Raw genomic sequence first — 26131 nt, 5'->3', positions numbered from 1 at the left:
AGAGGACGCCGTGCCGGTGGCGGACGGATCGGACAGCGACCGCCCGGCGGCGGTTCTCATCGCAGGGCCGACCGCCTCGGGCAAGTCGGCCCTGGCGCTGGCGCTGGCGCGCGCCTTCGACGGCGTGGTGATCAACACCGACTCGATGCAGGTCTATTCCGATCTGCGCGTCCTCACCGCCCGGCCGAGCCCGGCGGAGGAGGGGCTGGCCTCGCACCGTCTCTACGGCAGCATCGACGGCGCCGTGAACTTTTCCGTGGGGCACTTCCAGCGGCAGGCCGCGGCGATTCTTTCCGAAGCCGACGTGGCGGGCCGGCTGCCGATCTTCGTCGGCGGCACCGGCCTCTACTTCCGCGCCCTCGACGAGGGTCTGTCGGACCTTCCCGAGGTGCCCGACGCCATCCGCGACGCGATCCGCGCGCAAGCCGAGAGCCGGCCGACCGAAGCCCTGCACGCGTGGCTCGCCGAGCGCGATCCCGAGAGCGCCGCGCGCCTGCGCCCCTCCGACCGGATGCGGGTGATGCGGGCGCTCGAAATTTTTTCGGCCACCGGCCGACCGATCGGCTCGTTCCACGACAGCCGCCAGCCCGGTCCGCTCGCGGGCCGCCCGCTCCTCAAGATGTTTCTCGCCGTCGAGCGCGAGGAGTTGCGCCGCCGGATCGACGCGCGCTTCCTCACCATGATGCAGGACGGCGCGCTGGATGAAGTCGCGGCCCTGCGCGCGAAAAACCTGGACCCGCTGCTGCCGGTGATGCGCGCCCACGGCGTGCCGGGGCTGATCGCGCATCTCGACGGCACGCTCTCGCTGGACGAGGCGATCGCCCGGGGCCAGGGCGACACCCGCCGCTACGCCAAGCGCCAGCACACGTGGTTCCGCCACCAGATGGGGGCGGACTGGCACTGGCTCGCGCCGGACGAAGCGCGAGCCCTCGCGCTCACGCGCCTGAGCGCTGCAGCCGGGCGATGAGCGAGGACGTGTCCCAGCGCTTGCCCCCCATGGCCTCGACCTCGGCGTAGAACTGATCGACCAGCGCCGTCACCGGCAGGCGCGCGCCGTTGCGGCGCGACTCGGCCAGCAGGATGCCGAGATCCTTGCGCATCCACTCCACCGCGAAGCCGAAATCGAACTTTTCGGCGTTCATAGTCTTGCCGCGGTTCTCCATCTGCCAGGAGCCGGCGGCGCCCTTGGAGATCACCTCCAGCACCGCCTCGACATCGAGCCCGGCCCGCTTGGCGAAGTGGATCGCCTCGGACAGCCCCTGCACCAGCCCGGCGATGGCGATCTGGTTGACCATCTTGGTGAGCTGGCCCGAGCCCGAGGGCCCGAGCAGGCGGCAGGAGCGGGCGAAGGCCGCGATCACCGGCTCGACCTCCGCGAACGCACCCTCCTCGCCGCCGCACATCACGGTGAGCACGCCGTTCTCGGCCCCCGCCTGCCCTCCGGAGACCGGCGCATCGATGAAGCGCAGACCCGCCGCATCGGCCGCCGCCGACAGCTCGCGCGCGACTTCCGCGGACGCCGTGGTGTGATCGACGAACACCGCGCTCTTTTCCATCCCGGCGAAGGCGCCGTCCTCGCCGAGCACCACCGAGCGCAGATCGTCGTCGTTGCCGACGCAGGCGAACACGATTGTGGCGCCCGCCGCCGCCTCCCGCGGCGTCGCGGCGGCCTTCCCACCATTCGCCTGGACCCACGCCTCGGCCTTCGCCCCCGTGCGGTTGTAGACCGTGACCGCGTGACCCTTCTTGGCAAGATGCCCCGCCATCGGCGCGCCCATCACGCCGAGCCCCAGGAATGCGACGTTTGCCATGGGTGTGGTGTCTCCGGCTCTTGGTTGGATTCTGTAAGGCTCGCTCTATCGCCGACGTAGACGCATTCAAAATGCGGACAAGGTGTCGGGGCTTGCGGTACACGCCGTAGGACGTAGTTTCCCGACATGGTCCACCGCATCCTCACCGTCGTCACGGAGGCGCCGTCGTCTCCAGCCGTCGGCGGCGAGCGGCAAGGCCTCCGCGAGCTCGATCGGGTCGAACTGCTGGCGGACGTGCTCGCGGACGAGGGCGCCCCGGTGCCGCTGGGGTCGGTCGGGACCGTCGTCGCGATCTGGGCCGGCGGCGCGGCCTTCGAGGTCGAGTTCACGCGACCGGTGGACGCGCTCGCCACCGTGGATGCCGGCCTTTTGAAGGTCGTATCACGCGATGAGCCGATGGAGCGGACAGGTTCGTCCAAGGCATCGTAGAACCCGCGACCAGACTGGCCGCCCCCCACGTTGCCGCCCTCTCCCCGCTCCGCTACGGTCCGCCCGCCGATGACGGACCGCCCCTCACCCAAGAAGAACCCTTACTCGGGGCTCGCCGATCACGCCTTCTGGGACCGCTCGGTCGGCGGGGTTCCGCTGTTCGCGCTCGATCCGATGGCCGGGCCGCCGATCCCGCCCGCGTTCCGCCTCACCCGCCAGACCCGGATCGCCACCGCCGGAAGCTGCTTCGCGCAGCACATCGCCGACCGGCTCCAGGCAAGCGGCTACCGTTATCTCGTCACCGAGGACGCGCCCGAGGGCACGGCGCCGGAGGCAGCGCGGGCGCGGGGGTTCCGCCTGTTCTCGGCGCGCTACGGCAACGTCTACACCGCGCGCCAGCTGCGCCAGCTCATCGAGCGGGCCTATGGCCGGTTCACGCCGCAGGACGCCGCCTGGACCCGGCCGGACGGACGCTTCGCCGATCCCTTTCGCCCGCGCATCGAGCCCGAGGGCTTCGCCTCGCCGGAGGCGATCGAGGCCGAGCGGGAGACGCATCTCGCGCAGGTGCGGCGGCTGTTCGAAGAACTCGACGTGTTCGTCTTCACCCTCGGCCTCACCGAGGGCTGGCAGGCCGCCGTGGACGGTGCCGCCTTCCCGCTCTGCCCCGGCGTCGCGGCGGGCAGCTTCGACCCGGAAACGTACGTCTTCGTCGACCAGCCGGTCGAGGGGGTCATCGCCGACCTCACCGCCTTCGCCGACGCGCTGAAGGCGGTGAACCCGAGCGCGCGGATCATCCTCACGGTGTCGCCGGTGCCGCTGGTGGCGACCTACGCGCCGCGCCACGTGCTGCAATCGACGGTGCACAGCAAGGCGGTGCTGCGGGTCGCCGCGCAGCGCCTCGCGGACACCCGCGACGACACGCTCTACTTCCCCTCCTACGAGATCGTCACCTCGCCCGAGGGTGCCTTCCGCTATCTCGAGAGCGATCTCAGATCCGTCAGCAAGGACGGTGTCGACCATGTCATGCGGGTGTTCTTCCGCCATCTCACCGAGGGCGGCGATGCCGACGCCCTTCCCGCCTCGTCGCGCAGCCTGCACGAGGCGCAGGTCGAGTTTGCCGCGCAGGCCGCGGTCATCTGCGACGAGGAGCTGTTGGCCGGAGACGCGCGGCCGTGGCTAGACGCATCCTCGTCGTCGGCACCAACTGCCAGGTCGCGGTCCTGGGTGGGTGCCTTCAGTTCCTTGCGCCGGAGGCTGAGGTCGCCGCGGTAGAGCCCGCCAACCTCGCGCATTTCGAGACGAGCCCCGAGGGGCTGCTCGACCGTGCGGCGGGGGCCGACCTCACGATCGCCCTGCCGATCGAGGGGACCGGGCTCGGCGCGCTCACGCCGGCGCGCCTGCGCGCGGCCGCGCGGGTCTTCGTCCCGCTGCCGACCATCGTCTTCCCGGCTTTCCATCCGGACATCGTCTATATCGGCCACAAGGGCCGCAACTTCGGCTCGCCGATGGGCGACTACCACTCGGCGCTGATCGTCTACGGCTTCGCGCAGGGCTTTTCCGCCGACGCGATCGTCTCGCTGTTCCGGGCCGAGGTGTTCTCCAAGGTCGGCTATCTCGACGGCTGGTTTGCCTCCCGCGATTCGCTTCTGGCGACGAGCCGCGCGCACGGCTTCGACCTCGACCGCCTGTTCGCCGGCTGGATGCGCCGCGGCTGCTTCATGCACACGATCAACCATCCAAAGCTGTTCGTGCTGGAGGATCTGGCCCGCGCTGCCCTGCATCGGGCCGGCATCCCGGCCCGCGCGGTGCGCTGCGAGGACGTGTTGCCCGATCCGCTGAGCGGCAGCGTCTGGCCGGTCTACCCTGAGATCGCCGCCCGCTACGGGGTTTCCGGCAGCACCACCTTCAAGCCGCCGCTCGGCGGCTTCGATTTCCTCCTCGACGCCGCCCGCTGCCTGGAATTACGGGCGATGGTGGAGGGATCGCTGGCGCATTATGCGAACATCCCGCGGATCGCGCAGTACTGCGACCGGGTACAGGGCTGGCTCGGCAAGCGGGACGTGCTGGAGACCCTGCGGCCGCTGGCATGAGGATTCGTCGGATCGACGCGCCTCCCACCCCACCCCCTCATCCTGAGATGCCGGAGCGAAGCGGAGGCCTCGAAGGAGGCTGCCAGCGGATCGCGCGATCCCTGGAGCCCTCCTTCGAGGCCGCTTCGCGGCACCTCAGGATGAGGGTGTGGGTGGGATGAAGGGGGCGAGAGGCGACGCCTCAGCCCCCCGTTACGCTCATATGCCGCGGCACGGCCGCCGGGCGGGCGCGCTCGATGACGAAGTCGTGGCCCTTGGGCTTGCGCGAGATCGCCTCGACCACGGCACGGGTCACCAGCGCGTCGTCGGGGGAGGCGCGGAGCGCCGCTCGGAGGTCGGCGGCGTCCTCCTGGCCGAGGCACATGTAGAGCTTGCCGGTGCAGGTGAGGCGCACGCGGTTGCAGCTCTCGCAGAAATTATGCGTCAGCGGCGTGATGAAGCCGAGCCGCCCGCCGGTCTCCTCGACGCGCACGTAGCGGGCCGGGCCGCCGGTGCGGTCGGGCAGCGGCGTCAGGGTGAAGCGCTCTTCGAGCCGCTGCCGGGCGACCGAGAGCGGCAGGAACTGGTCGGTGCGATCGCCGTCGATCTCGCCGAGCGGCATCACCTCGATCAGGGTCATGTCCATGGCGCGCTCGTGCGCCCAGACCAGCATCGGCTCGATCTCGTCCTCGTTGACGCCCTTCAGCGCCACGGCGTTGATCTTCACCTTGATCCCGGCCCGCTGCGCCGCCTCGATGCCGGCGAGCACCACGCCGAGATCGCCCCGCCGGGTGATCTCCTTGAACTTCTGCGCGTCGAGCGTGTCGAGCGAGACGTTGATGCGGCGCACGCCGAGATCGGCGAGTTCCGGGGCGAAGCGGGCGAGCTGCGAGCCGTTCGTGGTCAGCGTCAGCTCGTCCAGCGCGCCGCTCTTGAGGTGGCGCGACAGGCGGCGGAAGAGCTGCATGATATCGCGCCTCACGAGCGGCTCGCCGCCGGTGATGCGGAGCTTGCGCACGCCGCGCTCCACGAACACGCCGCAGAGCCGGTCCAGCTCTTCCAGCGTCAGCAGGTCGCGCTTGGGCAGGAACTGCATGTCCTCGGCCATGCAATAGGCACAGCGGAAGTCGCAGCGGTCGGTGACCGACAGGCGCAGGTAGGTGATCGCCCGCTGGAACGGGTCGATCAGGGGCGCCGGTCTGAGGCGCGGCGGCGCCTCGTCGCGGGGGGCTTCGGCGGCGTTCGGCTTGTCGGCTGACAGATCCAACATCTTCGGCCATATGAGGGTTTATGCGCCGGCCCACAACCGATCCCGGCGCGGATCAGATACGCGAGCAAATACGTGAGACTTGCCCGATGAGCGAGCGCTGGCCCACAGAAATCCGCCTGACCGGCGACAAGCGGACGCTGCGCGTGGCCTTCGAGGATGGCGGCCGGTTCGATCTGCCGGCGGAGTACCTGCGGGTGTCGAGCCCCTCGGCCGAGGTGCAGGGCCATTCCCCGGCGGAGCGCAAGGTGATCGGCGGCAAGCGCGAGGTGGCGATCCTGTCGGTCGAGCCGGTCGGCAATTATGCAGTAAAACTCCACTTCGACGACATGCACGACACCGGCATCTACGGTTGGGGCTACCTGTACGATCTCGGCCGCGAGTACCGGAACCGCTGGCAGACCTACCTCAAGGAACTCGACGAGCGCGGCCTGACCCGCGACCGCACCGCGAGCGCGCCGGCCAAGGGGGGACAGACCAGCGGCGGCGGATGCGGCAGCGGAAGCTGCGGCTGCCACTGAGACGGGGCGGCCAAGCGCCGCCCCTCACTCACAAGAGAATCAGGCGGCGCCCGAGGTGCTCCACTCGCGCTTCACCTCGTCGGCGGGCTTATTGAGCCGCACCTGATCGCCGTCGGCCGAATCGACGAAGTCGAGCGGGATGTAGTGGTGCAGGCCGCCCGCGTCCGGATCGGTCTTGGTCAGCTTGATCTCGCCCTTGTCGACGTGATCGACGGTGCCGACATGGCCGCCGTCGGAGCCGACGACGGTGGCGTGTTCGCGGATGTGGCTGGCATCGACCATGTGTTTCTCCCTGGTTGTCGCTGGCGCAACCGGGGGCGGAACGGCGATGTTCCTGGCTCGCGCAGGCGTGAGCGGTCGGTTAGGTTCATCCGACGGGAGTGCTCCATGGCCGGCTCCGCCCATCAGCCCGACGCCCTGACCATCGCCGACTACGACCGGTTCGTGGCGGCGCAGGCCGACGACTGCGACTGGGAGCTCGTGGACGGCGAGCTCGTCATGATGAGCGATCCGACCGAGAACCACGAGCAGATCGCGGGCAATATCGGCGCGCCGCTCAAGCTCGCGATGGATGCGACCGGGTGCCGGAGCTACCAGGGCGGCATGCGCGTCCAGCGCTCCGACGACAGCCGCGGCCGGGACAAGACCCGCCCCGACATCGTCGTCCGCTGCGGCCCGCGGCAGAACCGGACCGCCGTCACCGATCCGCTCGTGGTGGTCGAGGTGTTGTCGCCCTCGACGATGGACCACGACCGGGGCGGAAAGCTCAAGTTCTACAAGTCGCTCCCGACGCTTCGGCACATCGCCCTGGTCTATCAGGACCAGATGCAGGTGGAGCCTTACGAGCGCACCGACGAGGGCTGGCGCCTCGACGTGCTGACCGCGCCCGATGAGACGCTGCGGTTCGACGCGGTGGGCTTCGAGATCGAGGTCGAGCGCGTCTATTTCGACGTGCCCGTGCTGCGGCCGATCACGGATCGCGGCGAGGCGCGCTGAGACGCCGCCGAGCCGGCACGGCCCCCGCAAGACAGCCCATCCCATCCTCGCCCTCATCCTGAGGTGCGAAGCGTAGCGAAGCCTCGAAGGAGGGCTCCAGGGATCGCGCGTTCCGCTGGAGCCCTCCTTCGACGCCGCTGCGCGGCACCTCAGGATGAGGGGGTTGGTATGGGGAGCCGTTCGCTTAACACCGGAAACGAAAAGAGCGCCGGCCCATCGGGCCGACGCTCTTCGAACGTGTCGAGGCTTCTGCTCAGCGCTGGACGATCACCCGCGTTCCCACCTTCACGCGGGTGTAGAGGTCGGCCACGTCCTCGTTGGTCATGCGGATGCAGCCCGAGGAGACGGCGGTGCCGATCGTCTCCGGCTCGTTGGAGCCGTGGATGCGGTAGATCGTGTTGCCGAGATACATCGCGCGCGAGCCGAGCGGGTTCTCGATGCCGCCCTTCATGTAGCGCGGCAGGTCGGGGCGGCGGCGCAGCATCTCGGCCGGCGGGCGCCAATCCGGCCATTCGCGCTTCATCGTGACGGTCTGGGTGCCGCCCCAGGTGAAGCCGGGCCGGCCGACGCCGACGCCGTAGCGCATCGCCTCGCCGCCGGGCAGCACGAGGTAGAGGCGCCGCTCGGCGGTGGAGACCACGATGGTGCCGGGGGCGTGCGGGCCGGAATACGGCACCGTCTCGCGGCCGATGGCGGTCGCCTGCGGCACGGCGGCGGCCGGGCTCTGCTGGAGCGGGTCGGCGGCCGGCAGGGCGGCGTTGGCGGTCGGGACCGGCTGCGCGCGCACGCGCACGGTGAGCACGTCGGAGAGCGGCTGGCGGGTGAGCGGGTCGATCTCGTAGGCGGCGGCGGGGCCGGCCAGCGCGATCGTCGCGCAGGCGAGCCCGCTCAGGGCGGTGACGAAACGGCGCATCAGGTCCTCTTGGGGACAGGCGGGATGTGGGGGAACGCGGCGAACTCTCGGCGCACGATGCCGTGCGGATCATCGCCAAGGCGTAAACGCTCGGCCGTCAAAGCCAAGCTTGATTTGCGCCGCACCACCGGTTCGGCCGGCCTCGTGACCATGTGGCCACACTATGTCAGCTTGGCCGTTCGAGGGGAAGGAATGCGTCTGCCGTGCGTGTCGGGGGCGCGTTGGATCGGCCACCTCGTCGTCGAGGCGGGCGGCCAGCGCGACGTGATTGTTTTCCGACGCAACGCCATCGCCGCATCCCTCCCCCCTCTGCGGGGGAGGGTGGCCCCCGAAGGGGGTCGGGAGAGGGGAACCCCGTTTCACGAGATGGCTGGTCGACGGCGGCCAGGCGGCAGCCTCGCGCTGCCCCTCTCCCGTCCGCTCCGCGGCCACCCTCCCCCGCAGAGGGGGAGGGACTTGCGTCGCGTTGTGCGATCGCCGCTCTGTCAGGTCCTGGCGCGGGCGGTGGTGGAGCGGGGCGCCCGGCTTGGGCTTACGCCGCGTCCAGCCCCAGATCGATGATCGCCGAACTGTGGGTGATCCAACCGACCGAGATCAGATCGACGCCCGAGGCTGCGACCGCGCCGACGGTGTCGCGGTTGATCCGGCCCGAGGCCTCGGTCAGGGCGCACCCGTCCACCATGCCGACGGCTTGGCGCAGCATCTCGGGGCTCATGTTGTCGAGGAGTACGGCGTCGATGCCGACCGACAAAGCCTGTTCGAGCTGGGCCAGCGTATCGACTTCGACCTCGATCTTGACGAGGTGGCCGGCCCGCGTGCGGGCGCGCTCAATCGCCGGCACGATGCCGCCGGCCACCGCGACGTGGTTGTCCTTGATCAGCACGGCGTCGTCGAGGCCGAAGCGGTGGTTCGAGCCGCCGCCCGCGCGCACCGCGTGCTTCTCCAGCGCCCGCAGGCCCGGCGTGGTCTTGCGGGTGCAGACGATGCTGGCCTTACCATGGGGCCGCGCCGCCTCCACCAGCGAGGCGGTGGCGGTGGCCACGCCGCTGAGGCGGCAGAGCAGGTTGAGGGCGACGCGCTCGGCCGTCAGCACCGCGCGGGCGGGGCCGGACAGGCGGATCACGACGTCGCCCGGCGCGACGCGGGCGCCGTCCGGCCGCTCGACCGTGACCTTGAGGCTCGGGTCGATCAGCTCGAAGGCGATCACGGCCACGTCGGTGCCGGCGATCACGCCGTCCTGGCGCGAGGCGATCACCGCCTCCATGCGCTCCGAGGGCGGGACGATGGCATCGGTGGTGATGTCGCCGGCCCGGCCGAGGTCTTCCAGCAGGGCGGCTCGCACCACGGGCTCGACCAGGATGCGGGGCAAGGGGAGAAATTTGGGAAGCAGGTCGTCACGCATCGGAGAGTTCCTGTTCCGCGCTCGCCTCGGCCGGCGCCGTCACCGAGTGGTGGGCCGGGAGCTGCCCCGGAAAATCGCTGCGCCAATGAGCGCCGCGGCTCTCGCGACGAGCCAGCGCCGCGCGCGCGATCATCAGTCCGGTCTCGGCGGCCGGGCAGTCCTTGCGCCGCTCGAGAAGGTCGATGGCCTGGGTCAGGCCGGCCTCGTCGCGGACCACGCCGACATGGCGCTCCATGATCGCCCGCACCGCGTCCGGCGCGCCCTCCCCGCCTGCGAAGGCGGTGGGCAGCGGGGCGGGGCGGATCGGGGCGGTGGCGGGCGCCGCATCGGCGATGGAATCGGCGATGCGCGGAGCGAAGGCCAGCGCTTCCAGAAGCGAGTTGCTGGCGAGCCGGTTGGCGCCGTGCAGGCCCGTCGAGGCGACCTCGCCGCAGGCCCACAGGCCCGGCACGGTGCTGCGGCCGGCCGCGTCCACGAGGATGCCGCCCATGTGGTAGTGCGCCGCCGGGCGCACCGGGATCGGCTGCACCGCCGGATCGATGCCGGCCTCGGCGCAGAGCGCGGCCACGGTGGGGAAGCGCGTCGGCATCGAGCGGCCGAGCGGCCCCCGCGTGTCGAGATAGACCGTGCGGCCGCGGGCCAGCGCCTGGAAGATGCCGCGGGCGACGACATCGCGCGGGGCGAGGTCGCCCCCGGTGACGCCCACCATGACGCGCTCGCCGTGCTCGTCGATCAGCGCCGCGCCCTCGCCGCGCAGCGCTTCGGTGGCGAGCGGCATCGGATCGCGGCCGGACGCGATGGCGGTGGGGTGGAACTGCACGAATTCGAGGTCGCGGAGCGCCGCCCCGGCGCGCGAAGCCGCGAGCAGGCCGCGGCCGGTGGCGCCGCGCGGGTTGGTGGTCGAGGCGTAGAGCCCGCCGAGCCCGCCGGTGGCGAGCACCACGGCACGCGCCGGCAGGCGGAAGGCAGCGCCGTCGCGGGCGCAGACGACGCCGCGCACGGCGCCCTCGGAGTCGCGGATCAGGTCGTGCAGGGTCGCGACCATCACCTCGACGGTCGGGCAGGCCTGCACCGCCCGCACCAGCCCTTCCAGCACGGTCGCGCCGGTGGAATCACCGCGTGCCCGCACGATGCGGCGGCGGCAATGGGCGGCCTCCAGCCCGAGCGCCAGCGCGCCGTCGGCCTCGCGGTCGAAGCGAATGCCGAGACCCACGAGCCAGTCGATCAGGCCGGGGCCGGCTTGCGCCACGCCGAGCGCGGTCTCCGGTTCGGTCAGCCCGGCGCCCGCGGCCTGCGTGTCGGCGGCATGCAGCGCCGGGGCGTCGTCGCGGCCGATGGCCGAGGCGATGCCGCCCTGCGCCCAGCCGGTGGCGGTGCCGAGCCCCAGCGGCACGGCGGTGATGAGCGTGACGGGGCAAGAGGTAGGGCATGCGGCGAGCCGGAGCGCGGTCGCGAGGCCGGCCACGCCGCCGCCGACCACGATCACGCGGTCGGCGGGGCTGCGGGGGACTATGCTCATCAGGCGGCGGCCGAATTGGGCGCGGGCGAGACGGTCGGGGTCGGCTTGACGGCGAGCATCCGCTCCACCGCCATCCGGGCTCGGTCGGCGAGGTCCGGATCGACCGTCACCTCGTGGGTCATCGTCTCCAGGGCGTGACGGATGTTGCCGAGTGTGATCCGCTTCATGTGCGGGCACAGGTTGCAGGGCTTGATGAACTCGATGTCGGGGTTGGCGACCGCGATGTTGTCGGCCATCGAGCACTCGGTCACGAGCACGACCTGGGCGGGCCGCTTCTCGGTGACATAGTTCATCATCATCGCCGTGGAGCCCGAGAAGTCAGAGGCCTCGACGACCTCGGGCGGGCATTCCGGGTGGGCGATCACGGTGATGCCGGGGTAGCTGTCGCGCACCTCGGCGATGTCGGCGGGCGTGAAGCGCTCATGCACCTCGCAATGGCCGGCCCAGGTCAGCATCTCGACCTCGGGCACCTGCTGCTGGACGTTGCGGGCCAGGAACTCGTCGGGGATCATCAGCACGCGCGGCACGCCGAGCGCCCGCACCACGTCGGCCGCGTTGCCCGAGGTGCAGCACACGTCCGACTCCGCCTTCACCGCGGCGGACGTGTTGACGTAGGTGACGACCGGCACGCCCGGATACTTCGCCTTGAGCGCCCGCACGTCGGCGGCGGTGATCGAATCGGCGAGCGAGCAGCCCGCACCCAGGTCGGGAATCAGAACTGTCTTTTCCGGGTTCAGGAGCTTGGCCGTCTCGGCCATGAAGTGGACGCCGGCCAGCACGATCACGTCGGCATCGACGCGGGCCGCCTCGCGTGCGAGCGCGAGGCTGTCGCCGACGATGTCCGCCACCGTGTGGAAGATCTCCGGCGCCTGGTAGTTGTGGGCGAGCACGACCGCGTTGCGCTCGCGCTTGAGCCGCAGGATCGCCTCGACGTCGGGCGCGAGCGCCGGCCATTCCACCGCCGGCACGTGGCGGCTCACGCGCTCGTAGAGCTCGGGCAGAGGGAAGGCCTGGCGACCATCCGCGCGGGGGGCGGTTCCAGCCTGCAACATCGTGCACTCCTTTATGCTCAAACTGAGCATTGTGCCGCCTAACTTAGGGGCCGCCCGCCTCCTTGTCCAGATATGCCCAGACTGAGCATATCATTTTTGCGACGCACCTAACCGGCTGCGGTGCGCTGCCGGTTAGGCCATCCAGTCTAGTTCTCGCGAGTCGTGGCGGCGGCTTCGGGCAAGTTCGACAAGTTCTTCCCAGAACATTGTCCGAAATCAAATTTTAACGACGTGGTGCCAGGGTCCACGGGACACACGGTCAAAGCATCTCCGGACGTTCGATCGGGGCTGTTTCGAGTCCGAGGACGGCGCAACCGTTTCGAGCACTCGAAAGTGAGGAGGTACCCAGGATCAACATGCTGCCTCTCAAGTTCCGTCGCGATGCGGGACCTTCGGTCCCGTCGAATTCCGAGAGTCGGACCGAGGGTCCTTCCGACGAGGCACGCCTCGTTGCGGCGATCGAGCGGTTGACCAAGGGCGCGGGCCTCGAGGACGATTCGTCGCTCCAGGGCACCCCGGTCGGCGCCGCGCTCGGCGGTCTCGGCCGGGCGCGCGAGGCCGGGCTGCGGGCCGAGCGCGCCAAGCTCGCCGCGGTGGCCAAGGAGGCCTCCGAGAGCGCGATCAACATCGGCTGGACCACCTACGACATCGGCGAGGTCGCGCAATCGACGCAGACCATCGCCAGCGCCATCGAGGAGATGGTCGCCTCCATCGCCGAGGTGTCGGAGACCTCCGATTCGGCCGGCGCCTCCGCGCTCGCCGCCAGCGAGGCGATGGCGAACTGCACCTCGGACGTGCGCAACGCCCGCGCCGCCATGGACGCGATCCGCGACCGCACCCACCAGATCGACGAGCGGCTGAAGCTCCTCCAGAACGCCATCGCCGAGATCGGCACCATGGCGGGCACCATCGCGACGATCTCCAGCCAGACCAACCTGCTCGCGCTCAACGCCACGATCGAGGCGGCCCGCGCGGGCGAGGCCGGCCGCGGCTTCTCGGTGGTCGCCGCGGAGGTGAAGTCGCTGTCGGGTCAGACCGCCCGCTCGACCGAGCAGATCCGCACTTGGCTCAACACGCTGCAGGGCGAGATGGGCCAGATCGCCAAGGCCGTGGAGGAGAGCCGCGCGGCAGTGGCGACCGGCAACACCGTGGTGGAGAATCTCGGCGGCCGGGTCGAGGACGCGGCCGAGCGGATCGCCCAGACCAGCGAATTGAACGCGGCGCTTGCCGCCGCCCTCGGCCAGCAGCGCGGCGCCACCTCGGAGATTTCGGGCAGCGTCCAGAGCATCGCCGAGAAGGCCGCCAAGACCCGCACCGAGATCGACAGCATCACCGGTCGCCTCGTGAAGGCCGAGACCCTGGCCCAGGCCGGGCTGGAGGATTCTTCCGGCCTCGACCATTACGAGCTGGTGCGGTTGCCCGCCGATATCGGCCTGTGGAAGCGGGCGCTCGCCACGATCCTCGTCGGCTTCTCCCCCGCGAATCAAGCCGCCGCGACGCTGCGCGACCGCGCCGCCAAGCGCGCGGCGGAAGCCGCCCGCGGCCACGGGGCGGATGCGAGCGCGGTCGAGGCCTTCCTCACCGCCGAGGCCAAGGCCCACGAGGAAGCCGCCCGGATGGTCACGGCCATCTCTCAGAACAACTGGGACGTCGGCACGCCCGCCTACAAGGCCGCGACCGCCGCGATGAAGGACATGATCAAGGCGGCCGAGCGGATCGTCGGGGGACGCTGAGGCGGCTTCGCTCCGCGCCCCATCCGTCTCGTCCCTTCATCCCACCCAACCTCCTCATCCTGAGGTGCTGAGCGTCAGCTCAGCCTCGAAGGAGGGCTCCAGTTCGCTCAGCGATCTCTGGAGCCCTCCTTCGAGGCCGCTGCGCGGCACCTCAGGATGAGGGTGTGGGTGGGAGTGCTGTCAGAAAAACGCTACGCCGCGTCCTCGTCCTCGATCGGGTCCGCGGTCCAGGCGGTCGCGAAGGCGGCGAGGTGGCGGGACTCCGAGAACGCCAGCACCGTCACCGTGCGCTCCGCGGGCGCCGCGCCCGGATAGGGGGCGAGCAGGATCTTTTCCTGCGACAGGCGCGCGTCGGGCGCCATCTCGGCGATCCAGGTCTGCGCCTCCGGCGTCAGCGTCGCGGGATCGCTGAGCGCGCGCGAATCGGCGCGCAGCACGATGATCGTGGTGCCGAGCGAAGGATTCGCCTCCTGCAACTGCTTGATGATGTCGATCATCGGTGCTTGTCCCTGCCTGCCCGCATCGTCCGGGCCGGCGGACCGGCCCGGAGCGGCGCTTATTCCGCGAAATCGCTGATCTGCACCACCGGCTGGGAGTCGGTAAAGTTCGGGATGTCGCCGAAAATCTCCTCGCCGTCCTCGCCCGCGGCCCGCTTGAAGGCGTCGGCGGAGTCGAAGCGCAGGTTGGCGATCACCTGATACGGCGCGGTGCCGCCGTCCGGCGTGCCGGCGCCCTTGAGCACCGTGTAGTCGTGCAGCCCCTTGGACGACCAGCGCTGGCTCACCAGCGGCATGTGCGTCTTGAGATAGTAATCCATGTCGAAGCGGGTGCCGCTGTCGCTCGGATACATCACGCTGATTAGGACCATGGCGTCTCCTTCCAGCCGACTTCACGCGAGCCGGTCGGAAGCGAAGATGAGGCGCGGGGGCGTGGGTTCAAGCGCGAGAGGCCGCATACCCTACCCCCGTCATTCCGGGGCCGCGTAGCGGAACCCGGACCCGAAGGGGCGCGCCGGAGGCGTGCAATCCACGACTGGCCGCGACGGTGCAGCTTCAGCCTGGTTTCCCGCATCACGGGTGGATTCCGGGTTCTCGCCTGCGGCGAGCCCCGGAATGACGGTCGAGGGTGAAGAGACCGCCCTCAGTGCAATTTCACGCGAGCGACCGTCCGCCGCGTAATCGCCCGCGCCAGCGCGTCGAGGGCGGTCTTCCAGAAGCCGTTCACCGCGGTCTCGTGCATCTTGTAGAGCGAGCGGTACATCAGCCGGGCGAAGAGGCCGGCGATGAACATATTCTTCCCCTGGATGAAGCCCATCAGGTTGCCGACGGTGGTGTACTCGCCCAGCGACACCAGCGAGCCGAAATCGCGGTACTTGAACGGCTTCAACGGCTTGCCGGCCATCTTGTTGGGTATCTGCTTGAGCAGATGCGCCGCCTGCTGGTGGGCGGCCTGGGCGCGGGGCGGGATCGGCGTGTCCGAGCCCTGCTCGACGAGGTAGGCGCAGTCGCCCATGGCAAACACGTCGGGGTCGCGGGTGGTCTGGAGGGTCGGCGTCACCACGAGCTGATTGTTGCGCGTCGTCTCCAGGCCGCCGAGGTCCTTGAGGAAGTTCGCGCCCTTCACGCCCGCGGCCCACACGACCAGCTCGGACGGGATGAAGCCGCCGTCGGCGAGCTGCACGCCGTCGGCCCGCACCTCGGTGACGCGCGCCTTCACCCGCACCTCGACGCCGATCTTGCCGAGCAGCCCCATCACCTCGCCCGCGAGCCGGGCCGGGACGGCGGGCAGGATGCGGTCGGCGGCCTCGACGAGCGTGATCTTGAGGTCCTTGGCCGGATCGATCTTGTCGAGGCCGGTCTTGGCGACCTCGCGGGTGGTGCGGTGGAGTTCGGCCGCGAGTTCGGTGCCGGTGGCGCCCGCGCCGATCACGGTGACGTGGAGCTGGCCCGGGCGGACCGGCCCCTCCTGGGTGTGGGCGCGCAGCATGCCGTTGACGAGGCGCTGGTGGAAGCGCACCGCCTGCTCCTGCGTGTCGAGCGCGATGGCGTGCTCCTTCACGCCGGGCGTGCCGAAATCGTTGGTGGTGGAGCCCACCGCCATCACCAGCGTGTCGTAGGCGATCGCGCGCACGGGCGTGACCTCGCGGCCCTCGCTGTCGAGGCTCGCGGCGATCTGGACGATCCGGCGCTCGCGGTCGAGCCCGGTCATCTCGCCGATGCGGTAGCGGAAGTGGTTGGCGTGGGCGTGGTGCAGGTAATCGACCGCGTGGTGGCCGACATCGAGCGAGCCGGCGGCGACCTCGTGCAGCAGCGGCTTCCAGATATGGGTCCGCGCCCGGTCCACCAGGGTGACGTGGGCCTTGCCGCGCCTGCCGTACTTGTTGCCGAGCGCCGTCACCAATTCGAGGCCGGCCGCGCCGCCTCCCACCACGACGATCTTGTGCAGATCGGTGACCGACTCGCTCGGAACCATTCCTCGCCCCACTCCACTCGGGCCGCCGCACGGGCGGCCCCTTGCCTGTTTGGAATGATCTTACATCAGCAACCCGGCAAGAGCCCACTCGTTCGCCGCGCAGGGGGCACGCGGGGTAAACACGGGCCTACTGCGCCGGGGCGCCCGGCTGGCGCAGGGGGTGGGCGCGGGCGACCGCGTCGAGGGTCAGCAGGTCCTCGGCGATGCGCTTCACCGTCGGATAGGGCGCGGTGTCGATGCCGAAGATGCCGGTGCCGACCCACAGGCTGATCAGGCACAGGTCGGCATGGCTCACCGCGTCGCCCTGGCAGTAGCGGCCGGTGCCGGGCTCGGTCGCGAGGCGCTGCTCCAGCACCTTGAGGCCGGTGGTGAAGGCGTTGCGCAGGAAGTCGAGCATTTTTTCCCGCGGGAGCCCGTAATGCTCCATCAGGAAGGTGCGGACGCGGGGCACGTAGAGGGGGTGGGTGTCGCAGGCGATCACCTGGGCGAGCGAACGGGCGCGGGCGCGTTCCCGCGGGTCGGCCGGGAGCAGCGGCGTGCCGGGGTGGGTCTCCTCCAGATAGTCGAGGATCGCCAGCGATTGAGTCAGCGGCGGCCCGTCGCCGTCGAACAGGGCCGGGACCGCGCCCTGCGGGTTGATGGCGAGGAAGTCGGGCTTGAACTGGTCGCCTGCGTCGAGGTCGAGGAACACTTCCTCGTAAGCGATGCCCTTCAGGTTCATCGCGATGCGCACGCGGAAGGCCGCCGCCGAGCGCCAGTTGCCGTACATTTTCATGGCGGTTTCCTGTTATGCGCGACGCCCTGTCCTCCCCCCTCTGCGTGGGAGGGTGGCCCCCGAGGGGGGTCGGGAGAGGGGAGCGACGGTGCCGCTTGGCCGCGTTCGTCCAGATATCTCCGGAAGCGTCGTCCCCTCTCCCGCCCGCTCCGCGGGCACCCTCCCCCGCGGAGGGGGGAGGGTTACCGCTCTACGCCTTAAGCCGCGAGCGAGCGCAAGACGTACGGCAGGATGCCCCCGTTGCGAAAGTACTCCAACTCATCGAGCGTATCGATCCGGCAGGTCAGCGGCACTTCCCGCTTCGTGCCGTCCGCCGAGGTGATCTCGGCGGTGAGCGTCTGGCGCGGCTTCAGCTCGCCGGCCAGACCCTTGATCGTCACGGTCTCGTCGCCCTTCAGGCCGAGCGACTGCCACGAGGCGTCGCCCTGGAACACCAGCGGCACCACGCCCATGCCGACGAGGTTCGAGCGGTGGATGCGCTCGAAGCTCTCGGCAATGACGGCGCGCACGCCCAGAAGCTTGGTGCCCTTGGCCGCCCAGTCGCGCGACGAGCCGGTGCCGTATTCCTTGCCGGCGAAGACGACGAGCGGGGTGCCCTCCTCCGCGTATTTCTGTGCGGCGTCGTAGATGAACATCTTCGTGCCGTCGGGCTGGTGGAGCGTGTAGCCGCCCTCGACCACGTTGCCGCCCTCGTCCTTCACCATCTGGTTCTTGATGCGGATGTTGGCGAAGGTGCCGCGCATCATGACTTCGTGGTTGCCGCGCCGCGTGCCGTACTGGTTGAAGTCCTGCACCCGCACCTGATGCGATTGCAGGTACTCGCCGGCGGGCGAGGCCGCGCGGATGTTGCCCGCGGGCGAGATGTGGTCGGTGGTGATCGAGTCGAGGAACAAGCCGAGGATGCGCGCGCCCTCGATGTCGGTGACCGGATCGGGGGTCTTCGACATGCCCTCGAAATAGGGCGGGTTCTGCACGTAGGTCGAGCCGCCGTCCCAGGCGAAGGTCTCGGCCTCGGTCACCTCGACGCCCTGCCAGTTGGCGTCGCCGCCGAACACGTCGGCATAGCGGCTCTTGAACAGGGCCGAGGTAATGTTCTCCTCGATGAAGCGGTTCACCTCCTCCGAGGACGGCCAGATGTCCTTGAGGTAGACCGGCTGCCCGTCCGAGCCCTGGCCCAGCGGCTCGGTGGTGATGTCGATCTGGAGCGAGCCGGCCAGCGCGTAGGCCACCACCAGCGGCGGCGAGGCGAGGTAGTTGGCGCGCACGTCCGGGTTCACGCGGCCCTCGAAGTTGCGGTTGCCCGAAAGCACGGCCGCCGCGACCACGTCGTTGTCGTTGATCGCCTTCGAGATCGGCGCCGGGAGCGGGCCGGAATTGCCGATGCAGGTGGTGCAGCCGAAGCCGACGAGGTTGAAGCCCAGCGCGTCGAGGCTCTCCTGGAGGCCGGACTTGTCGAGGTATTCGCCGACGACCTGACTACCGGGGGCGAGCGAGGTCTTCACCCACGGCTTCGAGCGCAGGCCCTTGGCGACCGCGTTGCGGGCCAGCAAGCCGGCGCCGATCATTACGCTCGGGTTCGAGGTGTTGGTGCAGGATGTGATGGCCGCGATCACCACGTCGCCGTGGCCGATGTCGAAGTTGGTGCCCTCGACAGCAAAACGGCGCGAGATGTCGCCCGCCTTCTTGAACTCCTTCTCCATCGACTCGGCGAAGCCGCTCTTGGCGGCGTCGAGCAGCACCCGGTCCTGCGGGCGCTTCGGGCCGGCGAGCGACGGGCGCACGGTGCCCATGTCGAGTTCGAGCGTGTCGGTGAAGATCGGGTCGGGGGTCTCAGCGTCCCGCCACATGCCCTGCGCCTTGGCATAGGCCTCGACCAGTTCGATCCGGTCGTCGTTGCGGCCGGTCACCTTCAGGAAGTCGATGGTCTTGCGGTCGATCGGGAAGAAGCCGCAGGTGGCGCCGTATTCGGGGGCCATGTTGGAGATCGTGGCGCGGTCAGCCACCGCCATGTCGTCGAGGCCGGGGCCGTAGAATTCCACGAACTTGCCCACCACGCCCTTCTTGCGCAGCATCTGCGTGACGGTGAGCACGAGGTCGGTCGCAGTGGTGCCCTCGGGCAGCTTGCCCGACAGCTTGAAGCCGACAACCTCGGGGATCAGCATCGACAGCGGCTGGCCCAGCATCGCCGCCTCGGCCTCGATGCCGCCGACGCCCCAGCCGAGCACGGCGAGACCGTTGACCATGGTGGTGTGCGAATCGGTGCCGACCAGCGAATCCGGATAGGCGACGTCCGAGCCGTCCGAAGAATCCGTATCTTGGCGGGTCCACACCGTCTGCGACAGGTATTCGAGGTTCACCTGATGGCAGATGCCGGTGCCGGGCGGGACGACGGAGAAGTTGTCGAACGCCGACTGGCCCCACTTGAGGAAGGTGTAGCGCTCGCCGTTGCGCTCGTATTCGAGCGCCACGTTGTCGGCCAGGGCCTTCGGCGTGCCGAACTCGTCGACGATCACCGAGTGGTCGATGACGAGATCGACCGGCACCAGCGGGTTGATCTTCTGGGGGTCGCCGCCGAGGGACACCATGGCGTCGCGCATGGCGGCGAGATCCACCACGGCGGGAACGCCGGTGAAGTCCTGCATCAGCACGCGGGACGGGCGGAAGGCGATTTCGGTCTCGGCCTTGCCCTTGTTGTCGAGCCACGCCACGGCGGCCTCGATGTCGCCTTTGCGGACCGAGCGGTCGTCCTCGAACCGCAGGAGGTTTTCGAGGATCACCTTCATCGAGAACGGCAGCGCGGTGGAATCGGCCAGGCCGTTCTGCTGCGCGTGCGGGATCGAGTAGTAGGTGTAGGTCTTGCCCCCGGCTTGAAGCGTCTGGCGGGCCTTGAAGCTGTCGAGCGATGCCACGGCTTGTCGGATCCTGAAGCTGGCGTTGTCGAACACGGCGTAGGCATAACCTGCGCCACGAGAGGTGTTCGGCCGTATGCACTCGTGGAACGAGCGCGCGCCGCCCCGGGGGCGCCCGGGAAGAGTGCCGGAACCGACACTCAGGATGGTGCGCGAGGGGCGATTTGGACGCCCTGAGAGGATCGCGCGGCGCAGCCTGGGCCGGTCTATAGAACGTTTCGAATCTGGCCGCTACTGCCTGCCGCGTGGGCAGTGACGGTCTCCCCCGCTTGAAACGGCGGGCTACGGCGCCTCGGGCGGCGGTGCGCCGAAGCAACGGCCCACCGCCTCCCAGAACGCGGAGAGTTGATCGGGCGTCAGGCGGGCCAGCCGTTCCTCCAGCAGCGCCCGCCCGGCGATGGCCGCCGGGTCCTGCTCGAACTCGGCCTCGGTGGGGTGTGCGCTCGCGCCCAAATCCAAGGTTGCCTCCCGTCGGGCCCGTGCATGGACCGCCTTGGTCAATGCGGCGCACGACGCGCGGTTCGCCTCCGACCTCGGTTTAGGCTACGCGGTCGCAGAATAGTGCGCCTCTCCTCCCCCTTGCGGGGAGGAGGTAGGAGGTGGGGGTGGTGCAGGATCGAGCGGAACGGTGCCTCCTGCCCGACCCCCACACCTGACCCCTCCCCGCAAGGGGGAGGGGAAGGCGCCTTCCCATCGCCGCCGGCCCGACGGCGATGAGTGAATCCGAATGCGGGGCCGGAGAACGGGCGCGTGGCGTCACAGGCAAAGTCGTGCGGCTGATCGTCCAGAACCTCGCCTGCCGCCGCTCGGGCCGGCGCATCTTTTCCGGCCTCTCCTTCGCGCTCGGGCCGGGCGAGGCGCTGATGATCACCGGGCGCAACGGCGCGGGCAAGTCGAGCCTGCTCGCCATGCTGGCCGGACGGCTCAAGCCTGATGCCGGGACGATCCGCGGCGAGGCCATCGGCGAGGCGACCCTGTTCGAGCGCCTGCACGTCGTCGGCCATCGCGACGGCCTCAAATCCGCGCTGACCGCGCAGGAGAACCTCGATTTCGCCCGCGACCTTCTGGGTGATGCCGCGCTGAGCCCGCCCGAGGCGCTCGCCGAACTCGGCCTGCCGCACGTGGCGCGGCTGCCGGTGGGCTACCTCTCGGCCGGGCAGCGGCGGCGGGTGGCGCTGGCGCGGCTCCTCGTGTGCCGCCGCCCTCTCTGGCTCCTCGACGAGCCGACCGCGGCCCTCGACCTCGCCTCGCAACAGGTGCTCGCCGCGATGATGGCCCGACACCGGGCGGAAGGCGGCCTCGTCGTCGCCGCGACCCATCAGGCGCTCGGCCTGGAGGATGCCCGCGAATTGCGCATCGGCGCGCCGTCCGTAGAGCAGGCCGCGGCCGATCTGAGCGAGGAGAGCTGGGCATGATGCGGGCGTTCACGGCGTTGCTCGCCCGCGACCTCAAGCTCGCCGCCCGCGTCGGCGGCTCGGGGGCGCTGTCGCTGGTGTTCTTCCTGATGATCGTGGTGCTGGTGCCGTTCGCGCTCGGACCCGACCTCAACCTCTTGTCGCGGATCGGCCCGGCGATTCTCTGGCTCGCCGCAGTGCTGGCCACGCTCATCGGTCTCGACCGGCTGTTTCAGTCCGACGAGGAGGACGGCTCGCTCGACCTGATGACGGGGGCGGCGGTGCCGCTCGAACTCGTGGTGCTGGCCAAAGTTGCGGCCTACTGGCTTACCACCGGCCTGCCCCTGGCGCTCTCGGCGCCGCTGTTCGGCCTGCTGGTCTCGCTCACCCCGACCGCGATGGGGGCGACCGCGCTGACGCTGCTCGTCGGCACGCCAGCCCTCGCCTTCATCGGCGCGGTCGGCGCCGCGCTCACCGCCACGATCCGCCGCGGCGGCCTGATCCTGGCGATCGTGGTGCTGCCGCTGATGATCCCGACCCTGATCTTCGGCGTCTCGGCGACCGAGGCCGCGCTCGGCGGCACCGTGCCGTTCACGACGCCGCTCGCGGTGCTCGCGGCGCTCAGCCTGATCGCGGGCGTGATCGGGACGCTGGCGGCAGCCGCCTCCCTGCGCTGGTCGGAGTAGTATCGGCCTACTTGTTGCAGCCGATGCAGATGCCGGTGTCGATCGCGTCGTTCTTGCGCTCTGTCTTGGTCTCGCGGTCGATCGAGCGCGATTCGCTGCGGTCGATCCGGTCGAGCCCGCCGCCGCCCGCGGGCGGCATGGTGCGGCCGACGGCGGAGGTGTTGGGCGCCGTCACCGTCGAGGTCGGGCCGCCGCCGGTGCCGGTCTGCGGGGCGGTTTGCGCCGCCGCCGCGGTGGCGAAGGCGGTCGTGAGAATGGTCGCGAGCAGGATGCGTTGGGTCATGGTCGAACTCCCTGGCCCCTCAACGCCGCGGTGACCCCCAGGTTTCAGTCGGGTTTCAGTCCGGCCAGTGGATGGTGCCCTCGCGCAGGCCCAGCATCGCCCGCTCGCCGAGGCCGAAGGCGCCGGACTGATCCTCGACCACGCCCGAGACGCTGACATGGCAGGCGTCGTCGAGCGCCCCGCCCTCGCACAGCCGCCCTGCCCGGACGCCGCCGGCGTCCGCCAGCCGCACCAGCACCCGGCGCAGCGGCGGCGCCGTATTGTCGGCGGCCTCCGGCGCGAGGCCGAGGCAGGTCGCCTCGCTCTCGGTGGCGAAGACGAGATGGCAATCGTCCAGCGTCACCCGCTTGCCGATCAGCGGATCGGCCGCGACCGCGAACTCCACCGCCGCGATATGCGCCTCCATCGCCATGACTTCGGCGGGCGACGGCAGGGCCGTGAGCAGGAAGGGAAGAAGGGCCGGAATCCGCATCGCCGTCGAAGCCTCGAAAAGATTCGTCGGCGAAGTGAAGCAAGGCGCGTGCGAGACCGTGGCCTTTATGTGTTGAACTTATGGGCAATGCTCCCACCCCATCCCTCATCCTGAGGTGCGGAGCGAAGCGGAGTTTCGAAGGAGGGCTCCAGCGGATCGCGCGACTTCTGGAGCCCTCCTTCGAGGCCGCTGCGCTGCACCTCAGGATGAGGGGGTTGGATGGATGAGGCCGTTGATCACACGAACGCCCCCTCCCCTTACGGCGTCTTCGTCCGGCCGCCGCCTTCGGTGGCGTGGGTGTCCTGGGTCTGGGTCGGGCCGGTGCCTTGAAAAGCGAACACGACGACGATCGCGGCGAGCAGCAGGGCGACGGGGAAGACGAGCATCCAGCGGGGCATCGGGGTCTCCGAGAGCGGATTTCAGCGCGTCGTTCGTGAACCGCCGGGGCGCCGGTTTCGTTTCGTGACCCCGGCCGACGCCGGGCGGAAGCCTCTGAATCCATAATCCATGCGTCGAACGCATGGCCGGGATCGTTTCCACCCGGATTGTTTTGTGCAGCGCACCGTGAAACAAAAGCTCATGCGAGATCGCGATGGCGTCGCGGTCCCGTTGCCCTTCTTGGGCGTTTCCTCCCTAGACTTCGGGCCGCCCTCCATCGGGGCGGCCTTTTTTCTTGGGGCCCATTGCCTCGAAGCTTGGGGCACAGGAATCCGCGCCGTCCCTGCGACATTCGGTTGACCGTGATGGTCCCGGCCGCCTAGCGTGACCGTAGACGGTTCCCGAGAGGGATCAAAAGGGAACGCGGTGAAGGCTTCGGCCCGACCCCGCGGCTGCCCCCGCAACTGTGAGCGGAGAGTCCCCCATCACCACGTCACTGGGCGCCTCGCCTGGGAAGACGATGAGGGACGGCGACCCGCGAGCCAGGAGACCTGCCGTCGGCCGTGGTCACACGCGAAACGCGCTGGGCGGGGTGCCCCGGCGGGTGTCGGAGCGCGGGTGCCCTATCGGACCCGTGCCACGGCCTCGTTCGCGGTGACGTGCCACCGTCGCCGCCCGAGGCCCGTTTTTCTCCATGTCTCCCCCCAAAAGAAGCCGCCGCGCGCGGCCGATCCTCGCCGCGCTCGCGAGCGCCCTCCCCGTCGCCGCCGCCGCGCAAGGCGCTTCCGTGGAAACCCGGCTCGACGAGATCGCGGTCGCCCGCGACCTCGACGTGCCGGTGAACGTGCCTGCCGAGGCCATCGGCGCCGAGGCCGCGGCTGCCCTCCGTAAACCCAGCCTCACCCAGGCCTCACCGGTCGGCCTCAACCTCCGCACGCCCTCGCGCGGGGCGAGCCGCCTCGGGCTGACGCCGCTGGAGACGCCGGCGAGCCTCGACATCGTTTCCGGCGAGACCATCCGCTTGCGCGGCCAGTCCTCGGTGCTGGAGGCGGTCTCGCAGAACGGCACCGGCATCTCGACCTTCGGCTCGCCGGGCTTCGGGCTCGGTGCCTTCACCGCGCGCGGCTTTGCCGGGCAGAACTCGATCCAGACGCTGTTCGACGGCACGCGGCTCTATGTCGGCGCCAACACCCTGACCTTCCCGTTCGACACGTGGAACGTCGAGCGCATCGAGGTGCTGCGCGGGCCGGCCTCGGTGCTCTACGGCGAGGGCGCCATCGGCGGCATCGTCAACGTGGTGTCGAAGAAGCCGCTGTTCACGCCGCTGAACGTCGCCCGCGTCGGCCTCGGCTCGGACGGGCTGATGCGCGCGGCGATCGACTCGACCGGGCCGATCGGCGAATCGGTCGCCTACCGCCTCAACGTCAGCGGCAACCGCGCCGACGGCTGGATCACCCCCAACGGCGACTTCCGCAACCTCGCGGTCTCCGGCGCGCTGACGTGGCAGGCGAGGCCCGATCTCGCCGTCACCCTCTCCCACGACCTCGGCTATCAGGAGCCTGTGCGCTACTGGGGCACGCCGCTGGTGAACGGGCGCGTGCTCGATGCCGTGCGCTTCAACAACTACAACGTCCGCGACGCCAAGATCACCTGGGCCGACAACTGGACCCAGCTGCGCACCGAGTGGACGCCGTCCGCCGAAGTCACGATCCGCAACACCGCCTACCGCCTCCAGAGCCGACGCCACTGGCTCGATGTCGAGCGATACGTCTACGAATCCGAGACCGGCCGCGTGAACCGCTCGGATTACATCGACATCATCCACCGTCAGGAACAGATCGGCAATCGCTTCGACGCGACGTTCCGCGGCTCGTTGTTCGGCCTGCCGAACCAGTTCACCGCCGGCTTCGACGTGAACCGCATCGCGTTCAAGCACGACAACAACTTCAGCGGCACGTTCAACGAGCCGCCCTCGAACCAGCCACCGCAGAGCGTCCCCCTGATCGGCTATGATCCGGGCCTCTTCCCCGCCGACGGTCGCGCGGTGCCGGCCTACGTGACCCACACGGACCAGGCCTCCGTCTTCGCCGAGAATCGGCTGGAACTCACCGACCGGCTCTCGCTGCTGGCGGGCGTGCGATTCGACGCGCCGACGCTCCAGCGCACCAACCTGCTCGCGACGAATCCCGCGAACCGCTTCTTCGAGCGCTCGTTCCAGGCGTTCGGCTACCGCTTCGGCCTCGTCTACGCGCTCTCGCCGGAGACGACGCTCTACGCGCAATACGCCACCGCCACCGATCCGGTGAACAGCCTGATCTCGCTGTCGCAATCGCTGTCGAACCTCAAACTCTCGACCGGCGAGCAGATCGAGGTCGGCGCCAAGGGGCTGGCCTTCGGCGGCACGGTCGAGTGGACGCTGGCGGGCTACCGCATCGTCAAGAAGGACGTGCTCTCCCCGGTGCCGGGCAGCACCCAGCTCGTGGCGCAGGTCGGGCAGCAATCCTCCTACGGGGCGGAGGTTGCCCTGTCGTGGCTGCCTTGGGCCGGCTGGCGCATCGACGCCAACCTCGCCCTGCTGCAGGCCCAGTACGACGATTTCGGCGACTTCACCGGCAAGACGCCGGTCAACGTCCCCGAACAGGTCGCTAACCTCTGGGTCAATTGGGCGTTCGCCCGCGACTGGGAGGCGCGGGTCGGCGTGCAGTATGTCGGCGCGATGTTTTCCGATTTCGCCAATCTCGGCCGCCGCCCGGACTACGCCCTGGTGACGCTCGGCCTCGACCGACAGGTCACGCCGGCCTCGCGGCTGTCGTTCCGGGTCTCGAACCTGCTCGATACGGTCTACGCCCTCGACGGCTTCGTGGCCGACAACAGGAACGCCAACTGGTATCTCGGCCGCCCCCGCACCTTCGAGGTCGCCTACACGGTCGCTTGGTAGTGACCGAAGCGTAAACCCTGTTGTCGCCGGCAGGACACGGGCGGCGGGAATGCGCGGGACTTCCCGTCCCGCACGCTTGCCGGCCGGGTTTCATCCTCCTATCGCTTGAGGC

26 protein-coding genes and 1 riboswitch are annotated in these 26131 nt (G+C 69.8%); of the genes, 10 read left to right on the top strand and 16 right to left on the bottom strand.

Features of this window, described 5'->3' with window-relative positions; genetic code table 11:
* Positions 1–16 precede the first annotated feature (16 nt).
* Positions 17–967 carry a tRNA (adenosine(37)-N6)-dimethylallyltransferase MiaA gene (miaA, locus tag AAHG03_RS07795; protein ID WP_412759724.1) on the top strand — a complete coding sequence of 317 codons (951 nt, stop codon included), beginning with the start codon at positions 17–19 and terminating at the stop codon, positions 965–967.
* Here miaA and AAHG03_RS07790 read toward each other — a convergent pair.
* Complete coding sequence (locus tag AAHG03_RS07790; RefSeq protein ID WP_342149982.1) at positions 936–1811, bottom strand: NAD(P)-dependent oxidoreductase; 876 nt, start codon at positions 1809–1811, stop codon at positions 936–938. The two genes, miaA and AAHG03_RS07790, sit on opposite strands and share 32 nt — an antisense overlap.
* A gap of 126 nt (positions 1812–1937) precedes the next feature.
* Between AAHG03_RS07790 and AAHG03_RS07785 the strand changes: the two genes are divergently transcribed.
* From AAHG03_RS07785 to AAHG03_RS07775, 3 genes are all read left to right on the top strand, one after another.
* Positions 1938–2240: a DUF4926 domain-containing protein gene (locus AAHG03_RS07785; protein WP_342149981.1), complete on the top strand. Its 303-nt coding sequence runs from the start codon at positions 1938–1940 to the stop codon at positions 2238–2240.
* A gap of 69 nt (positions 2241–2309) precedes the next feature.
* Positions 2310–3512, top strand: coding sequence for a GSCFA domain-containing protein (locus AAHG03_RS07780; RefSeq protein WP_342149979.1), 1203 nt, complete (start codon positions 2310–2312; stop codon positions 3510–3512).
* Positions 3413–4330 (top strand): WcbI family polysaccharide biosynthesis putative acetyltransferase, encoded by a 918-nt coding sequence (locus tag AAHG03_RS07775; protein ID WP_342149978.1) that lies wholly within the window; start codon positions 3413–3415, stop codon positions 4328–4330. Before AAHG03_RS07780 ends, AAHG03_RS07775 begins: the two co-directional genes overlap by 100 nt.
* 181 nt (positions 4331–4511) lie before the next feature.
* On the opposite strand, the gene moaA is transcribed toward AAHG03_RS07775, so the two are convergent.
* Positions 4512–5498, bottom strand: a complete 987-nt coding sequence (gene moaA, locus AAHG03_RS07770; protein ID WP_412759730.1) for a GTP 3',8-cyclase MoaA — start codon at positions 5496–5498, stop codon at positions 4512–4514.
* Positions 5499–5665: 167 nt separating this feature from the next.
* On the opposite strand from moaA, the gene AAHG03_RS07765 reads away from it, so the two are divergent.
* Positions 5666–6097: a gamma-butyrobetaine hydroxylase family protein gene (locus AAHG03_RS07765; RefSeq protein ID WP_342149975.1), complete on the top strand. Its 432-nt coding sequence runs from the start codon at positions 5666–5668 to the stop codon at positions 6095–6097.
* 39 nt (positions 6098–6136) lie between these two features.
* Here AAHG03_RS07765 and AAHG03_RS07760 read toward each other — a convergent pair whose 3' ends face one another.
* Complete coding sequence (locus tag AAHG03_RS07760; protein WP_342149974.1) at positions 6137–6379, bottom strand: DUF2171 domain-containing protein; 243 nt, start codon at positions 6377–6379, stop codon at positions 6137–6139.
* Between the two features lie 105 nt (positions 6380–6484).
* Between AAHG03_RS07760 and AAHG03_RS07755 the strand changes: the two genes are divergently transcribed.
* The gene (locus tag AAHG03_RS07755; RefSeq protein WP_342149972.1) at positions 6485–7093 is read left to right on the top strand and encodes a Uma2 family endonuclease; all 609 of its coding nucleotides are present in this window, start codon (positions 6485–6487) and stop codon (positions 7091–7093) included.
* Positions 7094–7346: 253 nt separating this feature from the next.
* Here the strand turns inward: AAHG03_RS07755 and AAHG03_RS07750 are convergent, their stop codons facing one another.
* From AAHG03_RS07750 to nadA, 4 genes are all read right to left on the bottom strand, one after another.
* Positions 7347–8006 (bottom strand): L,D-transpeptidase, encoded by a 660-nt coding sequence (locus AAHG03_RS07750; RefSeq protein WP_342149970.1) that lies wholly within the window; start codon positions 8004–8006, stop codon positions 7347–7349.
* 532 nt (positions 8007–8538) lie between these two features.
* Positions 8539–9408, bottom strand: coding sequence for a carboxylating nicotinate-nucleotide diphosphorylase (gene nadC, locus AAHG03_RS07745; RefSeq protein WP_342149969.1), 870 nt, complete (start codon positions 9406–9408; stop codon positions 8539–8541).
* Positions 9401–10927, bottom strand: a complete 1527-nt coding sequence (locus tag AAHG03_RS07740; RefSeq protein ID WP_342149968.1) for an L-aspartate oxidase — start codon at positions 10925–10927, stop codon at positions 9401–9403. The genes nadC and AAHG03_RS07740 overlap by 8 nt, the downstream gene beginning before the upstream one ends.
* Positions 10927–11979, bottom strand: a complete 1053-nt coding sequence (gene nadA, locus AAHG03_RS07735; RefSeq protein ID WP_342149967.1) for a quinolinate synthase NadA — start codon at positions 11977–11979, stop codon at positions 10927–10929. Before nadA ends, AAHG03_RS07740 begins: the two co-directional genes overlap by 1 nt.
* Positions 11980–12335: 356 nt before the next feature.
* Here nadA and AAHG03_RS07730 point away from each other — a divergent pair, with 356 nt between their 5' ends.
* Entirely contained in the window at positions 12336–13712 is a 1377-nt protein-coding gene (locus tag AAHG03_RS07730) for a methyl-accepting chemotaxis protein (RefSeq protein ID WP_342149965.1), read from the top strand.
* 191 nt (positions 13713–13903) lie between these two features.
* Here AAHG03_RS07730 and AAHG03_RS07725 read toward each other — a convergent pair whose 3' ends face one another.
* The 6 genes from AAHG03_RS07725 to AAHG03_RS07700 all read right to left on the bottom strand — a co-directional run bounded on the left by AAHG03_RS07725 (position 13904) and on the right by AAHG03_RS07700 (position 20321).
* Positions 13904–14209, bottom strand: a complete 306-nt coding sequence (locus AAHG03_RS07725; RefSeq protein WP_342149964.1) for a hypothetical protein — start codon at positions 14207–14209, stop codon at positions 13904–13906.
* Between the two features lie 59 nt (positions 14210–14268).
* Positions 14269–14580 (bottom strand): EthD family reductase, encoded by a 312-nt coding sequence (locus tag AAHG03_RS07720; protein WP_342149963.1) that lies wholly within the window; start codon positions 14578–14580, stop codon positions 14269–14271.
* A gap of 272 nt (positions 14581–14852) precedes the next feature.
* The gene (locus AAHG03_RS07715) at positions 14853–16184 is read right to left on the bottom strand and encodes an NAD(P)/FAD-dependent oxidoreductase (RefSeq protein WP_342149962.1); all 1332 of its coding nucleotides are present in this window, start codon (positions 16182–16184) and stop codon (positions 14853–14855) included.
* A gap of 127 nt (positions 16185–16311) precedes the next feature.
* Positions 16312–16959 (bottom strand): maleylacetoacetate isomerase, encoded by a 648-nt coding sequence (maiA, locus tag AAHG03_RS07710; RefSeq protein WP_342149961.1) that lies wholly within the window; start codon positions 16957–16959, stop codon positions 16312–16314.
* A gap of 197 nt (positions 16960–17156) precedes the next feature.
* On the bottom strand, positions 17157–19868 hold the full coding sequence (acnA, locus tag AAHG03_RS07705; protein ID WP_342149959.1) for an aconitate hydratase AcnA: 2712 nt from the start codon (positions 19866–19868) through the stop codon (positions 17157–17159).
* 282 nt (positions 19869–20150) lie between these two features.
* The gene (locus AAHG03_RS07700; protein WP_342149957.1) at positions 20151–20321 is read right to left on the bottom strand and encodes a hypothetical protein; all 171 of its coding nucleotides are present in this window, start codon (positions 20319–20321) and stop codon (positions 20151–20153) included.
* A 317-nt stretch (positions 20322–20638) separates the two neighbouring features.
* Here AAHG03_RS07700 and ccmA point away from each other — a divergent pair, with 317 nt between their 5' ends.
* Positions 20639–21283, top strand: coding sequence for a heme ABC exporter ATP-binding protein CcmA (gene ccmA / locus AAHG03_RS07695; RefSeq protein WP_342149956.1), 645 nt, complete (start codon positions 20639–20641; stop codon positions 21281–21283).
* Positions 21280–21948 carry a heme exporter protein CcmB gene (gene ccmB, locus AAHG03_RS07690; RefSeq protein ID WP_342149955.1) on the top strand — a complete coding sequence of 223 codons (669 nt, stop codon included), beginning with the start codon at positions 21280–21282 and terminating at the stop codon, positions 21946–21948. Before ccmA ends, ccmB begins: the two co-directional genes overlap by 4 nt.
* Positions 21949–21955: 7 nt before the next feature.
* On the opposite strand, the gene AAHG03_RS07685 is transcribed toward ccmB, so the two are convergent.
* The 3 genes from AAHG03_RS07685 to AAHG03_RS07675 all read right to left on the bottom strand — a co-directional run bounded on the left by AAHG03_RS07685 (position 21956) and on the right by AAHG03_RS07675 (position 23101).
* Positions 21956–22231, bottom strand: coding sequence for a hypothetical protein (locus tag AAHG03_RS07685; protein ID WP_342149953.1), 276 nt, complete (start codon positions 22229–22231; stop codon positions 21956–21958).
* A 55-nt stretch (positions 22232–22286) separates the two neighbouring features.
* Positions 22287–22703: a hypothetical protein gene (locus tag AAHG03_RS07680; protein WP_342149951.1), complete on the bottom strand. Its 417-nt coding sequence runs from the start codon at positions 22701–22703 to the stop codon at positions 22287–22289.
* A 257-nt stretch (positions 22704–22960) separates the two neighbouring features.
* On the bottom strand, positions 22961–23101 hold the full coding sequence (locus AAHG03_RS07675; RefSeq protein WP_342149949.1) for a hypothetical protein: 141 nt from the start codon (positions 23099–23101) through the stop codon (positions 22961–22963).
* A 358-nt stretch (positions 23102–23459) separates the two neighbouring features.
* Positions 23460–23654: riboswitch (cobalamin riboswitch) on the top strand.
* Positions 23655–23775: 121 nt separating this feature from the next.
* On the opposite strand from AAHG03_RS07675, the gene AAHG03_RS07670 reads away from it, so the two are divergent.
* Entirely contained in the window at positions 23776–26019 is a 2244-nt protein-coding gene (locus tag AAHG03_RS07670; protein ID WP_342149947.1) for a TonB-dependent receptor, read from the top strand.
* The last annotated feature ends 112 nt before the right edge of the window (positions 26020–26131 follow it).

Origin of the sequence: Methylorubrum subtropicum, from assembly GCF_038442325.1 — a bacterium.
In the GTDB taxonomy this organism is placed as follows: domain Bacteria; phylum Pseudomonadota; class Alphaproteobacteria; order Rhizobiales; family Beijerinckiaceae; genus Methylobacterium; species Methylobacterium subtropicum.
This window is presented reverse-complemented; position numbering and strand designations above follow the sequence as displayed.

What these genes read in the sequence shown, in the direction of transcription:
- AAHG03_RS07790 (WP_342149982.1), bottom strand. Translation starts at nt 1,811, where the DNA reads ATGGCAAACGTCGCATTCCTGGGGCTCGGCGTGATGGGCGCGCCGATG.
- AAHG03_RS07785 (WP_342149981.1), top strand. Translation starts at nt 1,938, where the DNA reads ATGGTCCACCGCATCCTCACCGTCGTCACGGAGGCGCCGTCGTCTCCA.
- AAHG03_RS07780 (WP_342149979.1), top strand. Translation starts at nt 2,310, where the DNA reads ATGACGGACCGCCCCTCACCCAAGAAGAACCCTTACTCGGGGCTCGCC.
- AAHG03_RS07765 (WP_342149975.1), top strand. Translation starts at nt 5,666, where the DNA reads ATGAGCGAGCGCTGGCCCACAGAAATCCGCCTGACCGGCGACAAGCGG.
- AAHG03_RS07760 (WP_342149974.1), bottom strand. Translation starts at nt 6,379, where the DNA reads ATGGTCGATGCCAGCCACATCCGCGAACACGCCACCGTCGTCGGCTCC.
- AAHG03_RS07755 (WP_342149972.1), top strand. Translation starts at nt 6,485, where the DNA reads ATGGCCGGCTCCGCCCATCAGCCCGACGCCCTGACCATCGCCGACTAC.
- AAHG03_RS07750 (WP_342149970.1), bottom strand. Translation starts at nt 8,006, where the DNA reads ATGCGCCGTTTCGTCACCGCCCTGAGCGGGCTCGCCTGCGCGACGATC.
- nadC (WP_342149969.1), bottom strand. Translation starts at nt 9,408, where the DNA reads ATGCGTGACGACCTGCTTCCCAAATTTCTCCCCTTGCCCCGCATCCTG.
- AAHG03_RS07740 (WP_342149968.1), bottom strand. Translation starts at nt 10,927, where the DNA reads ATGAGCATAGTCCCCCGCAGCCCCGCCGACCGCGTGATCGTGGTCGGC.
- nadA (WP_342149967.1), bottom strand. Translation starts at nt 11,979, where the DNA reads ATGTTGCAGGCTGGAACCGCCCCCCGCGCGGATGGTCGCCAGGCCTTC.
- AAHG03_RS07730 (WP_342149965.1), top strand. Translation starts at nt 12,336, where the DNA reads ATGCTGCCTCTCAAGTTCCGTCGCGATGCGGGACCTTCGGTCCCGTCG.
- AAHG03_RS07725 (WP_342149964.1), bottom strand. Translation starts at nt 14,209, where the DNA reads ATGATCGACATCATCAAGCAGTTGCAGGAGGCGAATCCTTCGCTCGGC.
- AAHG03_RS07720 (WP_342149963.1), bottom strand. Translation starts at nt 14,580, where the DNA reads ATGGTCCTAATCAGCGTGATGTATCCGAGCGACAGCGGCACCCGCTTC.
- AAHG03_RS07715 (WP_342149962.1), bottom strand. Translation starts at nt 16,184, where the DNA reads ATGGTTCCGAGCGAGTCGGTCACCGATCTGCACAAGATCGTCGTGGTG.
- maiA (WP_342149961.1), bottom strand. Translation starts at nt 16,959, where the DNA reads ATGAAAATGTACGGCAACTGGCGCTCGGCGGCGGCCTTCCGCGTGCGC.
- ccmB (WP_342149955.1), top strand. Translation starts at nt 21,280, where the DNA reads ATGATGCGGGCGTTCACGGCGTTGCTCGCCCGCGACCTCAAGCTCGCC.
- AAHG03_RS07685 (WP_342149953.1), bottom strand. Translation starts at nt 22,231, where the DNA reads ATGACCCAACGCATCCTGCTCGCGACCATTCTCACGACCGCCTTCGCC.
- AAHG03_RS07680 (WP_342149951.1), bottom strand. Translation starts at nt 22,703, where the DNA reads ATGCGGATTCCGGCCCTTCTTCCCTTCCTGCTCACGGCCCTGCCGTCG.
- AAHG03_RS07675 (WP_342149949.1), bottom strand. Translation starts at nt 23,101, where the DNA reads ATGCCCCGCTGGATGCTCGTCTTCCCCGTCGCCCTGCTGCTCGCCGCG.
- AAHG03_RS07670 (WP_342149947.1), top strand. Translation starts at nt 23,776, where the DNA reads ATGTCTCCCCCCAAAAGAAGCCGCCGCGCGCGGCCGATCCTCGCCGCG.